At 48.2% G+C, this 16776-nt stretch carries 13 protein-coding genes; 8 read left to right on the top strand and 5 right to left on the bottom strand.

Translation table 11 applies throughout. The annotated features are described in order from the left end of the window. Window positions 1-7: 7 nt before the first annotated feature. The 3 genes from J7438_RS08150 (at window position 8) to J7438_RS08140 (ending at window position 4032) form a co-directional block, all read left to right on the top strand. On the top strand, window positions 8-871 hold the full coding sequence (locus J7438_RS08150; RefSeq protein WP_503003892.1) for an ABC transporter ATP-binding protein: 864 nt from the start codon (window positions 8-10) through the stop codon (window positions 869-871). Window positions 872-873: 2 nt separating this feature from the next. After that, on the top strand, window positions 874-3414 hold the full coding sequence (locus J7438_RS08145; protein WP_209276161.1) for an ABC transporter permease: 2541 nt from the start codon (window positions 874-876) through the stop codon (window positions 3412-3414). A gap of 171 nt (window positions 3415-3585) precedes the next feature. After that, window positions 3586-4032, top strand: coding sequence for a hypothetical protein (locus J7438_RS08140; RefSeq protein ID WP_209276160.1), 447 nt, complete (start codon window positions 3586-3588; stop codon window positions 4030-4032). Between the two features lie 173 nt (window positions 4033-4205). On the opposite strand, the gene fliO is transcribed toward J7438_RS08140, so the two are convergent. After that, window positions 4206-4610 carry a flagellar biosynthetic protein FliO gene (gene fliO / locus J7438_RS08135; protein ID WP_209276159.1) on the bottom strand — a complete coding sequence of 135 codons (405 nt, stop codon included), beginning with the start codon at window positions 4608-4610 and terminating at the stop codon, window positions 4206-4208. A 492-nt stretch (window positions 4611-5102) separates the two neighbouring features. Between fliO and J7438_RS08130 the strand changes: the two genes are divergently transcribed. Beyond that, window positions 5103-9125, top strand: a complete 4023-nt coding sequence (locus J7438_RS08130) for a hypothetical protein (protein ID WP_209276158.1) — start codon at window positions 5103-5105, stop codon at window positions 9123-9125. A gap of 52 nt (window positions 9126-9177) precedes the next feature. On the opposite strand, the gene J7438_RS08125 is transcribed toward J7438_RS08130, so the two are convergent. Beyond that, window positions 9178-9579: a phnA protein gene (locus J7438_RS08125; protein ID WP_209276157.1), complete on the bottom strand. Its 402-nt coding sequence runs from the start codon at window positions 9577-9579 to the stop codon at window positions 9178-9180. A 161-nt stretch (window positions 9580-9740) separates the two neighbouring features. Between J7438_RS08125 and J7438_RS08120 the strand changes: the two genes are divergently transcribed. Beyond that, a complete protein-coding gene (locus tag J7438_RS08120) occupies window positions 9741-10349 on the top strand; it encodes an N-acetylmuramoyl-L-alanine amidase (protein ID WP_209276156.1) in 609 nt (202 codons plus the stop codon). A gap of 14 nt (window positions 10350-10363) precedes the next feature. Here the strand turns inward: J7438_RS08120 and J7438_RS08115 are convergent, their stop codons facing one another. Both J7438_RS08115 and J7438_RS08110 read right to left on the bottom strand, forming a co-directional pair. Continuing rightward, complete coding sequence (locus J7438_RS08115) at window positions 10364-11161, bottom strand: phytanoyl-CoA dioxygenase family protein (RefSeq protein ID WP_209276155.1); 798 nt, start codon at window positions 11159-11161, stop codon at window positions 10364-10366. A 40-nt stretch (window positions 11162-11201) separates the two neighbouring features. Then, entirely contained in the window at window positions 11202-11720 is a 519-nt protein-coding gene (locus J7438_RS08110) for a hypothetical protein (RefSeq protein WP_209200615.1), read from the bottom strand. A gap of 193 nt (window positions 11721-11913) precedes the next feature. On the opposite strand from J7438_RS08110, the gene J7438_RS08105 reads away from it, so the two are divergent. Further along, window positions 11914-13107, top strand: coding sequence for a class I SAM-dependent rRNA methyltransferase (locus J7438_RS08105; RefSeq protein WP_209276154.1), 1194 nt, complete (start codon window positions 11914-11916; stop codon window positions 13105-13107). 25 nt (window positions 13108-13132) lie between these two features. On the opposite strand, the gene J7438_RS08100 is transcribed toward J7438_RS08105, so the two are convergent. After that, window positions 13133-13789 (bottom strand): histidinol-phosphatase, encoded by a 657-nt coding sequence (locus tag J7438_RS08100; protein WP_209200614.1) that lies wholly within the window; start codon window positions 13787-13789, stop codon window positions 13133-13135. Window positions 13790-13940: 151 nt separating this feature from the next. On the opposite strand from J7438_RS08100, the gene J7438_RS08095 reads away from it, so the two are divergent. Both J7438_RS08095 and rppH read left to right on the top strand, forming a co-directional pair. Further along, the gene (locus J7438_RS08095; protein ID WP_209276153.1) at window positions 13941-15866 is read left to right on the top strand and encodes a hypothetical protein; all 1926 of its coding nucleotides are present in this window, start codon (window positions 13941-13943) and stop codon (window positions 15864-15866) included. A 288-nt stretch (window positions 15867-16154) separates the two neighbouring features. Then, window positions 16155-16646: an RNA pyrophosphohydrolase gene (gene rppH, locus J7438_RS08090; protein WP_209200612.1), complete on the top strand. Its 492-nt coding sequence runs from the start codon at window positions 16155-16157 to the stop codon at window positions 16644-16646. The last annotated feature ends 130 nt before the right edge of the window (window positions 16647-16776 follow it).

Below are 16776 nucleotides of genomic sequence, written 5' to 3'. Positions count from 1 at the left end.
CAGATTGATGGCCGGAAGGGACATTAAAACAAGAGTAAACAGCCTTGAGCTGATAGAAAGCCTTGAGCTGATAAAAGGCTTTGAGCTGGTGAAAAGACGACGAAATAAGGATTTTCTCATGAATGATGCGCTCTCCGGTTCCCGCCACACTCTCACCTCTGAGACCGCCGCTGAAACCACTCCATCGATAGAATCTGATTCACTGGCGGTGACTGCCTCAGGTCTGGAAAAGACCGTGGTTGCCCGTGATAACCGACTCACCATCTTGTCCGGACTTGACCTTCAGATCAAGTCTGGTGAATCCGTTGCGATTGTAGGGACCTCCGGCTCCGGCAAGTCAACGTTGCTGGGTATTCTGGCAGGGCTGGATTTGCCCACTGCTGGCAGTGTCAGCCTGGCCGGAAAACGCATTGATCATCTGGATGAAGATCAGCGGGCAACCGTGCGCGGGCAGCATACCGGGTTTGTTTTTCAGTCATTCCAGTTACTTGCCAACTTAACGGCGCTGGAAAACGTTATGTTGCCCCTTGAGCTGGCGGGTGTGGATAACCCCGGTGAGCGGGCCAGGAAACTGTTAACCCGAGTTGGTCTGGAGCACCGGCTGGAGCATTACCCGAAACAACTGTCCGGTGGTGAGCAGCAGCGGGTCGCCATTGCCAGGGCATTTGCCGGGGAACCGGATATTCTCTTTGCCGATGAACCCACCGGCAATCTGGATGAGAAAACCGGTGAAAGCATTATTAAACTTCTGTTTGAAGTAAATCAGGCCAGCGGTACCACCATTATCCTGGTTACCCATGATATGGACCTTGCCAGACGGTGTCAGAGAATACTGAAATTGCACGGCGGTCGTCTGGAGGCGGTGGTATGACGGTGAATAGTTCCTCCGCAAGTCTTAAGCACAATAAGGTTATCCACAAGCCGAAAAGTACCTTCGGACTCGCCTGGCGCTTCCTGCTCAGGGATTGGCGCTCCGGTGAACTCTGGCTGCTGGTGGCGGCACTGTTGATGGCGGTTGCGGTCAGTACTGCCATTGCTCTGTTCAGTGATCGTCTGCAACTGGCTCTTGGACGACAGGTGGCAGAAGTACTGGGTGCGGATATGTTGATTCGCAGCCCGGGACCGGTGCAGCCAGTGATTCTCGAAGCAGCCAAAAAGCAGGGTTTAAAGTTATCCACAGTGCTTGAATTTCCCTCGGTGGTGATGGCCGGGGATGAAATGCAGATGGTCTCTGCCAAGGCTGTGGAAAACAATTATCCACTGCGTGGGCATATTCGCACGGCCGATCAGCCCTTTGCCCCGGACCAGATCGTCAATGACACACCCAATCCGGGTGAAGCCTGGCTTGAGCCCAGGCTTTTTCCTTTACTGGGCGTGGCTATCGGCGATCAGGTGATGCTGGGGAATACCTGGCTGACCATTACCCGGGCAATCACTCTGGAAACCGACCGGGGAGGTGATTTTTACAGCTTTTCACCCAGGCTGATGTTCAATATGGCGGACCTGGACAGCACCGGCATTATCCAGCCGGGCAGCCGGGTCAGCTGGAAAACGCTGATGGCAGGAGAGCTTTCATCACTGGAACAATTCAAGGCATGGTCCAAAAGTCGTCTGGATACCAGTGAACAATTGATGATGGCCGACGACAGTCGACGTGATCTGCGCAACTCGGTGGTGCGGCTAAAGCAGTTTCTTGGCCTGGCCAGTATGGCCGCGATGCTGCTGGCTGGCGTTGCGGTGGCCATGGCCAGCCAGCGGTTTGCAGAGCGCCGTTTTGATAGTTGTGCGGTGATGCGTTGCCTGGGAGCCAGTCGCCAGCAGGTGCTGAGACTGTTGCTTGGGGAGCTGGCTTTTGTGGCGGTGCTGGTGGCGCTTCCCGGCGTATTGATTGGCTGGTTGCTTCAGGAAGGGATTGTCCAGATGCTCAGGGGAGTATTGCCCGCCTGGCTGCCTGCAGCGGGTATCATGCCGATGGTGATTGGTGGGCTCACCGGAGTGATTACCCTGGCGGGCTTTGGGCTTGCGCCACTGTTACGGCTGCAGGACGTTTCGCCACTGAGGGTCTTAAGACGTGACCTGTCGCCTGCGCCTGCCGCTTCCTGGCTGGTATACGGTTTCTCGTTAATGGCGGTGTTTCTGCTGCTCTGGTATCACACCGGCGAGGTGGTGATGGCGCTGATTCTGGCCGTGGCTTCGGGAGCGGTGCTGATGATGATCTCCCTGGGCGTGCAATTGCTGCTTACTCACCTGGGCAATCGTCAGAGGCTTGCTGCCCTGCCGGTGTTCTGGCGTCCCGGGGTCAGCAGGATTATCCAGGGTAAAGGCAAGACCTCGGCCCAGCTTCTGGCATTTACCCTGACCTTTATGGCCATGGCGGTGGTGCTGCTACTGCGCACCGATCTGCTTGATCGCTGGCAGAATGAGTTGCCGGACGAGACGCCCAACTACTTTGCCATGAATATCCAGCCGTCTGAAGTTGACGCATACTCCGAGTTTCTGACCATTAATGATGTGAATACCAGTCAGCTCTATCCGATTATCCGTGGTCGTCTGGTTCGCATTAATGATGTGCCCGTCAGGGAGGCAGTAACCAAAGAGCAGGAGAACCATAACGCCCTGAACCGTGAATTGAACATGACCTGGTCAGAAACGTTGCCGGAAAATAACCGGATTGAACAGGGCGAATGGTGGGAACCCGGCAGTAATGAGGGCCTTTCCATAGAGGCAGAAATTGCTGAAAACCTGGGTATTGATCTGGGTGACCGTCTGACGTTTATGGTGTCAGGCAATGAGTTTACCGAAACGGTAAGCAGTATTCGTTCGGTCCAGTGGGAGTCTTTCCGGCCTAATTTTTACATGATTTTTCCTGAGGCCGTTTTACAGGATCTGCCGGCTAACTGGTTGAACAGTTTCTATCTGGATGCAGAGGATAAACTGCTGCTCAATGGTTTGGTCACTCAGTTTCCCACCATGACCTTACTGGACCTGGACGCAGTGATTAACCAGGTAAAGAAGATGCTGGCGCAATCAACCATTGCTGTCGAAGCAATGCTGGTAGCACTGCTATTGGCAGGGTTGCTGGTGATGATGTCCGTGATTGAATCCAGCATTGATGAACGCCTGCACGAGGGCGCATTGATTCGCTCACTGGGAGGAACCCGTCGTCAGCTCTTGATCATGCAGATCGGCGAGTTTGTTCTGTTCGGTATTCTGGCAGGTTTACTGGCAGCCTGCGGTACCGAGCTTGCCAGCTATTTGCTAAATACCCGGGTTTTCCAGTTGCGTTGGGAACCTGCCTGGTTTATCTGGTGTGCATTACCCCTGTTTGGTGCCGCTGTTCTGGGTATTGCCGGATGGCTGGGGATTCGCCGGGTCATCAGTCAGTCTCCTGCAAATATTTTGAAGGAGGTGTGAGCCAAATTGCGTCTGTACAAAAAATAAACAGGTATTGTTTTACCCAGTAACTGTAAGGGATAAAAGGATTTATCCACAGCTCATTCAGGGAGTTGATCAGGGAAACTGTGGAAATCTGTTCACTATCTGGATTAACCTGAAGAAAACACTACCTCAGGGAAGGAGGTTACGATGGCGTGGGTAATTGATGGTGATGTCAAAGAGCTCAGTGGACCGTCTGCACGGGAAGACAGTTTGGAAGGAGTGGCGACTGCGGTCTCTGCCGATTCGCTTCCCATTGAGGATGAATCCTACCTCTGTCTGTTATGCCTGCGGGACAGTACTGAGCGGATCATCATGCTCTACTTTAATTACCTCAAGTTGCGCCAGGAAATATCGAGAGACACACCTGCAGTGCTGATCGGCATGCTGATGGTCATGCAGGAAAAACACCAGGGTCTGCAGGAGAAGCTGTTGCATTACTACCCGGATAATATGGCCGCTGGGAAATGGCACAATCGGGATGAGCAAAATGAATGTCTGGGGTATCTCAGTGAAGATAACCGGCAATCCTTACAGCAGATCTGTCTGACGGAAATGAAGATGATGATGTTGATATCACAAATGATGGAACGCTAGGAGCCATTGACAGGTTGCGCACAGGTTTATGTGGATAACCTGTGCGTTACCTGTATAACTCCTGTTTCCAGTTATGAATAAGTTTATTTGTGTATAACCAAGTGTGGAAAACCGTAAAACAACAGTCAGGCAGGAAAGCCCCCGAAGATCAAGATGAGTTGATTAACGGGGCTTTAATCGTGGGCCCCTGAACCATCCGCTTTCTCAGAGGATTTATCACCATCCGTTTTGGAGCGCAGGAGTTTTTTAAACTGCTCTGCCAGATCCGTCTGCCCTTTGATCTGACTTCTTTCGACGACCGGGGCATCAAAATCTTTCAGCAGAGTAATTTGGTTAGGTGTGATGCCAATAAGAAGATCTTTGCCACTCACCCGAACCAGAGTCAGGCGTGACTGATTGGTTAGAGGCGCACTGGATAATAACTCGATATCTTTTCCCATGGCCGGCAGTTTGGGGTTAAGCCGCTTGACCAGCCAGGCCAACGCAAAAATCAGGCTGACCACTATCAGCATGGGCATGACAACCTGAAACAGATCCAGCTCACTGACCGGATTGGCAGGCTCTGGTGTCTCTGCCATCAAGCTGGCGGGCAGAAGTAACAGGAAAGTGTAATATTTGCATAATTGTCTCATGATAATGACTATAAAGCCCTCCCTGCTCAGAGTGCAAGCTTCTGATTTGGTTTACATTCTGCACAATGGTGAAATCCCCTGCTGCTCATTGGCTCATCTTATTAAATCAGTGATTTAAATTGGATTGTCCAGACGTGGATCAACATACTCCTGACAATCAGATAGTCATTAAATATCAATAGTTTAATAGTACTGAAGAATTTTCTACCTTGGTATTTTTATTTCTTTAATGAACTATTGTCCTCAATATTGATCTAAAAGAGGTAATTAGAAAATCATTCGAACTTAATCAGGCTTAAGATGTTATTTCTTAACGAATGCAATGACTGTTGCTTGAAGTAAGCGAAACAATACGTCCTTGTGGAATACAGGAAATCCATAAGCTGATTAAACCCCGTACGGTTAAAAAATCTTTCCAGAGTATTTAAGGAGTTAAAAATGGATAATAAGGTTGGGAACAAAGGTTATGGAACAACAAGCTCTTCTCCTGGTGCCGGCCCCTCTGAATCTGCAAGGCGCAGGCATGAAACGGGTACTCATGAAAGATATAAACATCAGGCTAAAAATGATGGAACAGGACAACCTGTTCCATCGCAGCAATTCGCAGGTCGTCCCTGTTCAACAAGGCTGGCGGGGCCTTCCGGAGTTTCAGGCAGCACGGGGCCCGGTTCTGTAATCCCCGGTATTTCAGGATCTCGACTTGCACCAAAAACCTCTACTTATTCAATAAGCCAACAGACTGCAGTTACCCGGTTATCTTCACCCCACAACCGGAGTTCTGCCCCTGACTCCTCTGCAGAGTCTTTGAGTGATATTGCCAGGGTAATATGTAAAATCTTCAATAAAGGAATTCACCCAAGACTCCAATTTATGAATAATGTAACTGAACAGGAGGTTCATAATGCTGTGTCGACACAGCAAAACTCGGTAGCAGTCATGGAGTGTTTAAAGAATTTGAAACCTGATACGACGTTAACTTTCCCAGACAAATTGGCCCTCGAAGAGGTGGCCAAAGCACACATTCTTTCCAATTATGACATGATGCCCAATTCTGAAACTGGCTCTAGAGCAAAGGAGTCTGATTCAACAGTTGAGGGGAATAGGCAAAAATACTCACCCAAGTACGACCTGCGAGCTCAAACCGCTGACAATAGACCGGGACAACCAGGGGCAACACACGCTCCTCAACTACCGAAAGCAAAGCCTGTAAAAATTAAACGCCCGGTACTTAACCGGTCCAGGCAACCACCTGGTATTGAAACTCAAGGAGAAATACAGCATGCCCGGGCAGACCGGTTTAAACCACAAGCTCGGCAGTGTGTGCCCATTCCACCGACTAAAAACAAGCAAGATCGGCCACTGACACCGGTTGCAGATCCATCTGATGGTGCTTTCCTGGGTCTGAGAGATGAGGAACTGACCAAATCTCTCTGCTTTGACATCAGGAATGGCTTGGCGGCTGCCGAATGGATAAAGCATGCCGGACAGCCTGAAGAACTGCCTCCAAAGGTCAGTTCACAACATGCTGCTGTGAAGAACGTTACGCCCCCGCTTATTCCACCGAGCTCTCACTTCCGGCCAATCAGGCCTGAAGCGAAAGTTGCTGTCACTTCCGCTTTGGCAGAAGGCCGGAGTCTACCGAAAGCGCCAGAGCCCGGCGGAGCGAGGCGAAAGCATCTAATGAAGGGAGTGGGCAGCAGGCCTCTTGCACCGGTAACCACGGCAAGGTCCGATGCGGCCCTGACAAAAGCTCCAGACACGCCTGTTCAGCTGGTAACTCAGGGCCTGCCAAAAGCTGACTCTGAACATTTGGCCGGTGCAACCAGAGAGCCATTTACAACATTATCCTTTAATATTCGTCGCTATGCTCGATTAGAAGGCGAGAGCCTAAAAAATGTTGTAAGCAGCATTAACTCATTAGGACTGGATAAGAATATTATCGAGCTAGCTGCTGGATACTTTTGGAAAGAGGAAACTCAGGATGCTTTGGATAAAGTGCTAGCGGCGTACACCACGCTGAGCACGCCGGTATTGACTACTCCCCCAGGCCCTACTGTTGAAGCTAACCAGGTTTCAGTGTCTGCTGATGAGCTTTCTAATGCTGATAGACCTGAGAAATCTATTTCTGATTCCAATATGTCAAATCAAGTCATAGAAGCGGTTGGAGGTCATCACACCATTGCCCCTGACTCCAGGCGCTCTGAGGAAGATAAACGCGTTTACGACCTAAGAAAGGCTATTTGGGAGGCAATGAATGAAGAGGTGGGTGTTCTTTCACCTGATCACAGCTCAGGTACATCCAGTCCAGACAGTTCATCTGGTTCATGGCATTTCGTAGACACTAAACAAGATGAGTATGGTACTGAATCTCTTATCCGCGCCGAATCTCAAGCTACCCGTTGGCCGGACCATCCGCAAAGACAGGCAGCGGAGCCTTGGGTCGCCCTGGGCATGAATGACCTGAATGACCTGACGCCCTCTCTGGTATTTGATTTGGAGAATCAAAAGATTGATCCGTCAGCGCTGCCGAATCAATCCGAGAGTACCAGAATCACTGAGGAGCAAATTTCGGCAATAATGAAGCAACTTAAAAAGTCATGTCCAATGGATGCCGCTACCGAGGAAAGGATATGGAGCAATATTGGTACTATCCAACTGACTACCACGGAGGTTGAGGCAGCCACTCATGGTGGTAGAGATTCACTTTGTAATATTCTGGCAAAATGTCTTGAGGGTCCATCATTACCACAACAAGCAGCAATTCATGCCGACGGACCTATCGCTAATCCAAGTGAAGCAACGGTAAGAGCAGCAGGTATTCAAGCAAGAAACAATAACTGTGGCCTTGCATCCTTCTTTATGTGTCTTTCACATGATGGCGTGCTGGATACTTTGATTAGTGATGCCAATCATAGAATTGAAACACTTCATCATTCAGGGAAATTTAATGATGCCAGATCCCTGGAAAGGTTAGTTAGCCTACTGAAGAAATTCAATACTTGTGGAGATATTGATAAATATATTTCAAATGATGGACTTGATAATATCAGATTACAATTTAGCCTGATAGCAGCCACATTGAATAGTGATGCTGTAGATACTGCTTTCAATAATAATAAAGGGCAGCAGGTAAGTTTTGTGGTTGAATCGGCATTCGACAATATCACAGAATTAACAAACACTGACAATAAAAAAGCGACAATTTCATTAGCAATATCAGCAGTTCCAAAACATGGTTCATTATACGCTACGGTTACCTCTCTTCCTGATTCATCTAAAGGTTGTATGCGTCTCAAAGGCACTTCTCTGGTTGTAGGTCAGCAGATAACAAAAGCTGATCTTAAGGATTTGAAATTTGTACCCTTTGGAGAACAACTGGAACACAATGAGCTTATAAACAAGATGCTCAGTGAAATCTATGGGTATTTGAATACTGAAGCCGAGCCGTTACAAAGTATATCGCAATTAGAGCGTGTCCCCATGTCACTCAAACAAAAAGTCACCTTGATTGAGATGTCTCATGATCGTAAAGAATTAGAAAAAACTACCAGAAAAGCACCAAATTTTAAGACTTCCATAAAGGAGGAAGAAGTTCCTGGAAATTTAAAACTCAAAAAAAGGGAAACCAAACCTCACGAGTACAACAGGAATACTATCGGACAGACTATTGAATATTATCATAATGAAAATGACATCTTGAGTTTAAAGCTGAAGAAGGAGCACCATCATGCACATAAGGGTGTAATCCGCAAGATTTTTGAGTACTTTGATAAGGACGGGAATCTGTCCGAGAAAATCATCCTTGGAATGGATAAACACTGTCTGCTTGATACTCCTTTCGTTCGTTCCAGAGAGTCAGAAAAAGTTGAAAATGGAGAAAGAATCAAAGTTGAAGAAGTGCTGACTGGATATTCACAAAGCGCTCCACATTCAGGAAATGTAGTAACAACGAAAACAAAGAGAGCGGATAACTTTCAAGATTTGATCGATATCTTTATTGATGGCTTGAAGGATAAATATAGTAACGGTGCTTTAAAAGCACTTTTACCGGAGGGAAAAGATGATTGTCCGGAAGTCATATTCATGATCATACCTAATGAGGGCAAACACAAAAGGTGTAAATTAGACTGGCAAAAGGATGTTAGCCTGCCCACGTTGCAAGGTGACAAAAAAATCACTTATGGAGCCGATGCCATGGTTACGATTGCTGAAAGCCACTTTTTAGCCTGGCTAAGAGATCGTAAAAACGGGCTGCTTCACTATACCGACTCCATGGGCGATAGTGAAAAAGATGTTACGATTCCTATGGTGGTTACGATGCCGGATCGGAATACAGAAGCCGCGCTACAACTTGCTGACCAAAAGGTCAATGGCATTCATAGACACTTCAGAGAAGCCGAAAGAAAGCTAAAAGTGCTTGATAGCCAGATGGCTTTGGTGATGTTAAAGCGAAAAGATTAAAGAACGCTGAGCCATTTATTGAACAATAAATGGCTCTTTTTTTGCTCCCTTTTCAGATTTTTGCGGCGTCTGCCCACTCCTCAATGTCAGGCTCAAGGTAAGCATGCTCCAGCGCTTCGATAGCCCAGTCCTGTCTTTGGGATAATGTTCTTAGCAGTCGAAGAGAAACCACCTGAACCGCGGGTATCTGGCTCCAGATACTTTTAGTCAGGCATCGCCAGTGGTTGGGTTCCAGACGTTTTGGCTGCTCCAGTTGCGTTTTGCAGGTTTCACAGAGCATCAGACAGTAGTCGTAATCTGGTTCGCCGGGAACAGGCTCTATCTCATAGATGGACAGTGGAACGCCGGACGCTTCACACAGTTCACATTTCGATTTTGCCCGCCGTGCCAGATCCTTTCCCAGCAAACTCAGGGCACTCTGTCGCTCCTGATGCTTTAATAGCCCTTTGGCCATGGTTTATCCTCCAAAAATTTCTTTATCGTTACATCGTGACCGCTTGCAGTCTCTGGATAATCAGACAATGATAAGTTGATTGATATCTGGCTGGCTGCGAGCTTATGACTCTGAATGTGAACAGGGTAAAAACTGCGAACAGGGATGACTGGTTAATTCCTGTGGATTATCTGGTAATTCATTATACAGCGGTAGACCTGAAAGATACGCTGGACATTTTTATGAACCCTGAGTCCTGTGCGTCTGCACATCTGGTGATCGATACGGATGGTGAGATTTATGAACTGGTTGACTGTCTGGATGGCCATGTCTATCGCGGTTGGCATGCAGGGGTTAGTGAGTGGGAAGGCGTTCAGGGGTTAAATGACTGCTCTATTGGCATCGAGCTGGTGAATTATAACGGTAATGTATTCCCGTTTACCGAAGCACAGTACCGGTCGTTGCAGCAGGTGATGGCCAGGTTCAAAGAACACTATCCTGATTTGCGCGACCCTGAGAGGGTGTTTGGTCATGAGCATATTGCCGGCTTTCGTGGCAAAGCTGACCCCGGCATACTGTTTGACTGGCCCCGTTTTTACCGGGAGAACTACCAGGGGCCAGAGGCCCCCTGCCGTCCTGCGGTATGCCCGAAAGCACTGCAAGAGAGTTTGCTGCAACTGCAAAAGAGTGAGCCTGAATTGCAAACAGAAAAAAGTCAGTTCTGGCGTTCGGTCAGTTTGCTGACAGAAACGACCATTCGTCTTATTGCAGAGGCTAAGACAGGCTCTTGATGCATCAGTCCAGACTATGTTGATCCAAGACCCAGAAGCTGTTCTCCCACGGGCGTCAGTTTAGCGGGTTCACCGGGTTCCGGGTCCTGTTGATACGGAAAGTTACGCCAGCGCTCAGGCGCTCTTTTGTCACGCCATAGCTGAATACGCTCTTCCCGGTTATCTTCGGTACCCGCCGGGAACATGGAGATATATTGGGTCAGGCGTGGCTTTGAATGGTGGTTCAGGCTGCTGGCATGGGGCAGGCGTGAGTCCCATAGAATGAAGGTTCCGGCCTTGCCCGCCAGATGGACAATATCGTGGCCTTTCAGCTCTTCATCGGTAAAGAGTAGAGAATTGCGATCCAGTGTCGTTTGTTTCCCGGTGTAAAGGCTGGGAACACAACAGAATGCCCCCTGATTTTCCGCCGTATCCGTCAGGTAGAGAATCCCCTGGTATCTTGGCAGGAACACTTTTTCCGGATGGCTGTCCAGGTGGATCTGACTGTCGTCTTTCTTATCCGGGTGCTCCGGACGCCAGGGGGGTTTGAAGGAGGCTCGATCCAACCTTACCCAGAGATCGTCTGTCTTTAACAGGTCAGCATACAATCGGTAGACAGGCTCATACTGGCGGATATCCCAGAATGCCTGATGATGATGAATGGGCACAATACCATTACTGCCCAGGTTTTTCCGGTACCAGGTTGTGGGATCATCCAGATTAACCTCCAGAAAGTCGGTAATGGCTTTGATAACGGGCTGGAGTAACTGCCCCGGCACCAGGTCAGGGACGATAATGTAACCTTTTTCCTGCAATTCACTTTGATCAATCATTACTCAGGTCCCTCATTCAGTGGCTTTTGCTGGAACGAGTTCAGTGCAGCGTTGACTCCAGTGTCTGAGCCTCATCAAACTCTGAAGGCAGGCTGTCATCAAGGCTATCCAGCAAGGCCATAACTGTTTGGCGGATAATATCCGTGTTCTTGTTCAGCTCATGGTATTTGACAATGCTGATCAGCATTTGTGCCAGGGGATAAATCCGAAGATGTTTTTTAATATCGGCTGGGGATATTTTTCCTGTTGCCCCTTCAACGTAGTCATTGGCACCCCGGGTAAATCCTTTGTGGGCTGACTCGAGAAGGTCCATCGTTGAGCGGTTATCGGCCCTGTCCAGCAATGATTGGAGCAGGGTGTTCAATGGTTCTTCGTCGTTATGGGAATTGTTATGGGACATCTCTACAGCTCCTGTGAAGGTTTTGGTAGAGACTAAAGTTCCATTAAAGGTGTTGGTATCCGTATATTTGCCAATGTCATAATGATCATTACCGGTTTTCTGGTAAATGCTTTTGGTTTTTTCATTGCCCATTCCTCTGCCAGCAGCTGGGTAAGCCATAATGCGAAACAGGCGAAAGCCTGTGCGTCTTCCCTTTATCTGGTTTTTATCTGGACCTGTTCTGGCGTTGGATGGGATGGCAAGGCGTGATTTTCGGTTCCTGGCTGATTCTGGCTTTGACGCCTGGATTATCTCTCAGGCTTTACCGGTATTCCAGCCTGACGGGATCTGCCTGAATGAAAAGGGTTCGCTCATGATATTAAAACGATTACGCCTGAAGAATAAGGCTGACCGCCGCCTGAAACTCGGGCACCTGTGGATATACAGTAATGAAGTGGATACGCAGACCTCACCACTGAGCAGCTTTGCCGTGGGTGAGTGCGTACTGGTTGAAAATGCCTTTGGCAAGCCGCTGGGTACGGCTTATGTGAACCCCAATAGCCTGATCTGTGCCCGCCTGGTCAGTCGGGAAGTTGACCGGCCACTGGATAAGGCGCTTTTGATTCACAGAATTAACATTGCTCTCAGTCTGCGCGAGCGATTGTTTGAAAAGCCCTACTACCGGTTAGTTTATGGTGATAGTGACGGATTGCCCGGTCTGGTGGTTGACCGGTTTGATGAGGTACTGGTGGCGCAGATATCCACGGCGGGCATGGAGCTGGTTCGGGATGACGTTGTTGAAGCGTTAAACCAGGTTCTGAAACCTAAAGGTATTTTGTTCAAGAACAGTGGCAATGCCCGCAAGCTTGAAGACCTGCCCCAATATGTTGAGGTAGCTTCCGGAACCGTTCCGGAAGTGGTGGTGCTGGAAGAGAATGGGGTCAGCTTTCAGGCTCCGGTAATGGAAGGCCAGAAAACCGGGTGGTTTTATGATCACCGGCTCAATCGGGACCGCCTGCGGCATTATGTAAAAGGCAAACGGGTGCTGGATGTTTTCAGTTATGTGGGTGGCTGGGGCATTCAGGCGGCGGCTTTCGGGGCGGATAAAGTGACCTGCGTCGATGCCTCTGCCCTGGCATTGGAAAATGTTCATGCCAATGCTGAACTCAATGAGGTTCAGCATAAGGTGGACACTCTGCAAGGTGACGCCTTTGAAGCATTGAAAGCGTTGAAAGACGGCCAGGAACGGTTTGACCTGGTTATTGTTGATCCGCCCGCCTTTATTAAAAAGCGCAAAGATATTAAAGCGGGTGAACAGGCCTATCGTCGCATCAATGAGCTGGCTATGCGTTTACTGGAGAGGGATGGTTATCTGGTGGCAGCTTCCTGCTCAATGCATTTGCACCGGGATAATATGATCGATTTGCTACGGGCTGGCAGTCGTCATATTGACCGTAACCTGCAGATTCTGGACCAGGGGCACCAGGGACCGGATCATCCTGTGCACCCATGCATTCCGGAGACGGACTATATCAAAGCGATTTTTGCCCGGTTAACTGTTCAATAAATAGCCTTTAAGATTCATAGAGCCACTAACGGAAACTGATAACTGGCCAGCCATGGGCTTCTGCAAAGCTTTTGAGTTCCGGGTCGGGGTCGACAGCGACAGGGTTGTCGACCTTCTTCAGCAGCGGCAGGTCATTTTGAGAGTCGCTGTAGAAGTAGCTGCCTGCCATTGAGTGCTCCGGGTGCTGGTTAAGCCATTCCTGCAGGCGGAGTACTTTCCCCTGCTGATAGGTGGGGATTCCGGTAACGTTGCCAGTATAGCGGTTGTCGCTGATCTCCAGGTCAATGGCCAGCAGGGCATCTACCTTGAACTGGTCAGCAATGGGTTTGGTCACAAAGCGATTGGTCGCGGTGATGATCATAATATAATCACCACGCTGGCGATGGTGTTCTATCCTGGCCAGCGCTTTATCCAACAGGATGGGGCTGATAACCTGTGCCATAAACTGACCATGCCAGGTGGCAAGCGCTTCCAGGGAGTATTGTGTTAATGGCTCAAGGCAAAAATCCAGATACTCCCGGATGTCCATAACCCCCTGTTGATACTGTTTATAGAAACGGTGGTTACCTTCCCTGAAGCTTTCACTATCAACCAGGCCATTAGCGGCCATAAACTCTCCCCACAGGGCATCACTGTCACCAGCAATGAGAGTATTGTCCAGATCAAAGATTGCCAGGGTCATTGTTACTCCGGTTTATTATTAAGGCCGAGTGTTTCGGGATTATACAGGTTCTTTATCAACCCAAAAGCAATTACCCAATTCTGAATATTAAGTTTTTTGAATTTTTTATTACCAAGACTGTCTAAGAGTTTTTCGTCAATTGAGTTTTGTTATGGAAAGAAATAGTGGTGTATTACCAGGTATGCCATTTGGCCTGATGAATGGTTATGATTACCTTAACACTGGTCAGACTGATTCAGCAGTTTTTGGCCAACGTCAAGTATCAAATTGTCACCCTGAAGCAGGAACAAATTATCTGGCTAATGCAAATAGTCATGATCCAAAAAACTGGATTGAGAAAGATCTGTATAACCTGCTTGATGAGAGTGGACGAGGTTTAGCTCCGAAAACAGCCAGTTATTCTACTTCTACGAGTCATTTAAATGTCCTGAAAGGCCATCATACTCATGTGTCGTCGATGACTGAGTTATCCCCATCTACGCCTGTTGAAACTTGTCTGGCGGATCAGCAAAGAGAGAGCCTCTCTTCTGTGTTTCCGCCAACTACCTGCATAATACCACAGCCGTTTGCAGAACCTTATGTTCAACCAGTGGATAATAACTTTAGCCATTTATGGAAGCAAAGGCAGGTATCCAACACAGGGCCTGAAACGGTGGATGGTTATTTAAGCAAACCCACCCCATCGGGAGATCATGTTGCATTAGCTCCTGTTTATTTGATGGAAAACCTGAGTATCGGTGAGCAGTCTGGAGCAGTCAATTTTCCCAGCTTTTGGCCACCGGAAGCAGAAGCAAGTGCTGACCCTGTACAAACACAGGATCTTGTACATCCCCAGACACCTCATGCAAGTGAATCTGTCTCTTCGACCAACCATGATGAAGAAGTGATTACCGCTGCACATTTGGAGTCATCGGCGGCGGATGTACTCAGTTCTCAACAACTTCCGGCTTTTTTGAGAAAAAAAATCCTGATTTCCCATTGGGACTTATTGGCAAATTATGCAAAGTCCCATCAAGGCGGGACCAAACAATGGGCTAAAGCGTGGCAGAACGCCCTTGATTTTGCCTTGCAGTGCTCTGAGGAGGACTATCACTACAATTTGAATGTGGCGAAAGCTTTAACAAGACTCAAGTATATGAACCGGGCAAAAGAGATTTTGCTTGATCAGCTGGCTACGTCTAATGATCAGAGATATCTTTTGGGTGTTAACAAACAGTTAGGATTCTTATTTTATAAAGAACGGAGCTACATCACTTCCATAAAATATTTTATGCGTGGTTTTGTAGGCACGATGGATGTCCCTAATGATACCTACTCATTTATACATTCCGCAATGAAGCAAACTATTAGAATGTGTGATGACAAGCAATTTGTAACCAATGCTGTTTGCTGGTTCAATTATCTGCAGCCCAAGACAAGAAAAAATAAAGTAGAGATCTCGAATTTTATCTTTCCACTCTATTATTCATCCATGTCTTTCTTGGGAGCTGCACCGACTTACACGGAGTATCTGCCGCCAGATCAGATGAAATGGGCCATTACCCGATGGAAAGATCTGGAATCCCTGGCTGCGAGCCTGAAGCCAGGAGATCCTAATTGGTTTACGTCCTGGACTTGTGCCTTGAATTTTGCTTTGGAGTGTAAAAAGCTGAGTTATCATTTCAACCTTAATGTAGCAATAGCATTAACCCGGTTGAATCAACTGGATCTGGCCATCGACACTCTGTTCCAGCAGTTGTCTGTGCCTGAATATGCAAGTGACCACACGTACTTCATGGCCATAAATAAGCAACTGGGGTTTATCTTTTTCAGAAAAGGTGAGTATCTGGACTCTATTCATTACTATATGAATTGCTTTGATGGCTCAAGAGCTCTAGCCAACAAGACCTACCAGTATATAACCATCGCCATGCGCGCTTTCCAGGACGACGTAGACCCTGAATTCAGTCGTTCAGCAAATGACTGGTATAACCGGCTTTACTCACAATCAATGGAAGACAAACGGCTGTTCGGGGAGAAACAGCCCTCTGTAACAAAGGCCCCCTTGTTACCTCTGGATTCTGCATCCGTGCAGTAGGGCAGTCTATCCCGGATATTTTCGAACAGCCTCCTGGTACGTCATGTCAATGAGTTTGATCGTTCCAATCGCCATTCACCCTGAAGGTTTGCTGTGTTGTATCCGTTTGTGAAACAATGCGTGATAAGTAATAGTTTAAGTGGCCACCGACAAGTGATTGCGTCTAAATCCTGTTGTTCTTTGAACAGCCAGCTTCATGCCCCGTTTTAGTGTGGGGTTATGATTATGTTCCTGGAAGTGGGGGGGGTATTCGTACCATAGGATGGTGGCTCTAAGGTAGCCATATACGTGATTGACATCGATGGATTCAGGCCAAATGTAGGCATTATCCTGGCGAATCATCACGGTCAGTTATTGTGGGCTCGGCGGATCAGGCAGGATGCCTGGCAATTTCCCCAGGGTGGTATCAATGATGGGGAGACGCCGGAAGATGCCATGTACAGAGAGCTGTTTGAGGAGATAGGTCTTCATCCTGAAGATGTAGAAATCCTTGGCTGCACCCGGGGGTGGTTACGTTATCGTCTACCGAGACGACTCGTCCGCCGGGATCAGCAACCGCTGTGCATCGGACAGAAGCAGAAATGGTTTTTGCTGAAGCTGCTGAGCAATGATGACCGTATTCGGGTTGACCACACGAGGTCTCCGGAATTTGATGGCTGGCGCTGGGTGAGTTACTGGTACCCTCTTGGTCAGGTGGTTTCTTTTAAACGGGAAGTCTACAGGCGGGCGCTGAAAGAGTTGGTACCCAGAATTGGGAAGTTACAGTCCAAAGGGGGGTGACAGGTTGTCAGGAGGCTGACGTGGAATAAACTGCCCTACTGCGGCGGCAGTAAATTGGTCTAAAAAGTCGGAATTTTTTAGCAAATAGAAGCACTATTCATCAAAAAATTCTGGCTTTATATACTCAACT

The organism is Thalassotalea sp. G20_0, assembly GCF_017744175.1.
Lineage (GTDB): Bacteria > Pseudomonadota > Gammaproteobacteria > Pseudomonadales > Endozoicomonadaceae > Endozoicomonas.
This window is presented reverse-complemented; position numbering and strand designations above follow the sequence as displayed.

Coding starts and splice junctions, on each gene's coding strand:
- J7438_RS08150 (WP_503003892.1), top strand. CDS start 8: ATGGCCGGAAGGGACATTAAAACAAGAGTAAACAGCCTTGAGCTGATA.
- J7438_RS08140 (WP_209276160.1), top strand. CDS start 3,586: ATGGCGTGGGTAATTGATGGTGATGTCAAAGAGCTCAGTGGACCGTCT.
- fliO (WP_209276159.1), bottom strand. CDS start 4,610: ATGGCAGAGACACCAGAGCCTGCCAATCCGGTCAGTGAGCTGGATCTG.
- J7438_RS08130 (WP_209276158.1), top strand. CDS start 5,103: ATGGATAATAAGGTTGGGAACAAAGGTTATGGAACAACAAGCTCTTCT.
- J7438_RS08125 (WP_209276157.1), bottom strand. CDS start 9,579: ATGGCCAAAGGGCTATTAAAGCATCAGGAGCGACAGAGTGCCCTGAGT.
- J7438_RS08115 (WP_209276155.1), bottom strand. CDS start 11,161: ATGATTGATCAAAGTGAATTGCAGGAAAAAGGTTACATTATCGTCCCT.
- J7438_RS08110 (WP_209200615.1), bottom strand. CDS start 11,720: ATGGCTTACCCAGCTGCTGGCAGAGGAATGGGCAATGAAAAAACCAAA.
- J7438_RS08105 (WP_209276154.1), top strand. CDS start 11,914: ATGATATTAAAACGATTACGCCTGAAGAATAAGGCTGACCGCCGCCTG.
- J7438_RS08100 (WP_209200614.1), bottom strand. CDS start 13,789: ATGACCCTGGCAATCTTTGATCTGGACAATACTCTCATTGCTGGTGAC.
- J7438_RS08095 (WP_209276153.1), top strand. CDS start 13,941: ATGGAAAGAAATAGTGGTGTATTACCAGGTATGCCATTTGGCCTGATG.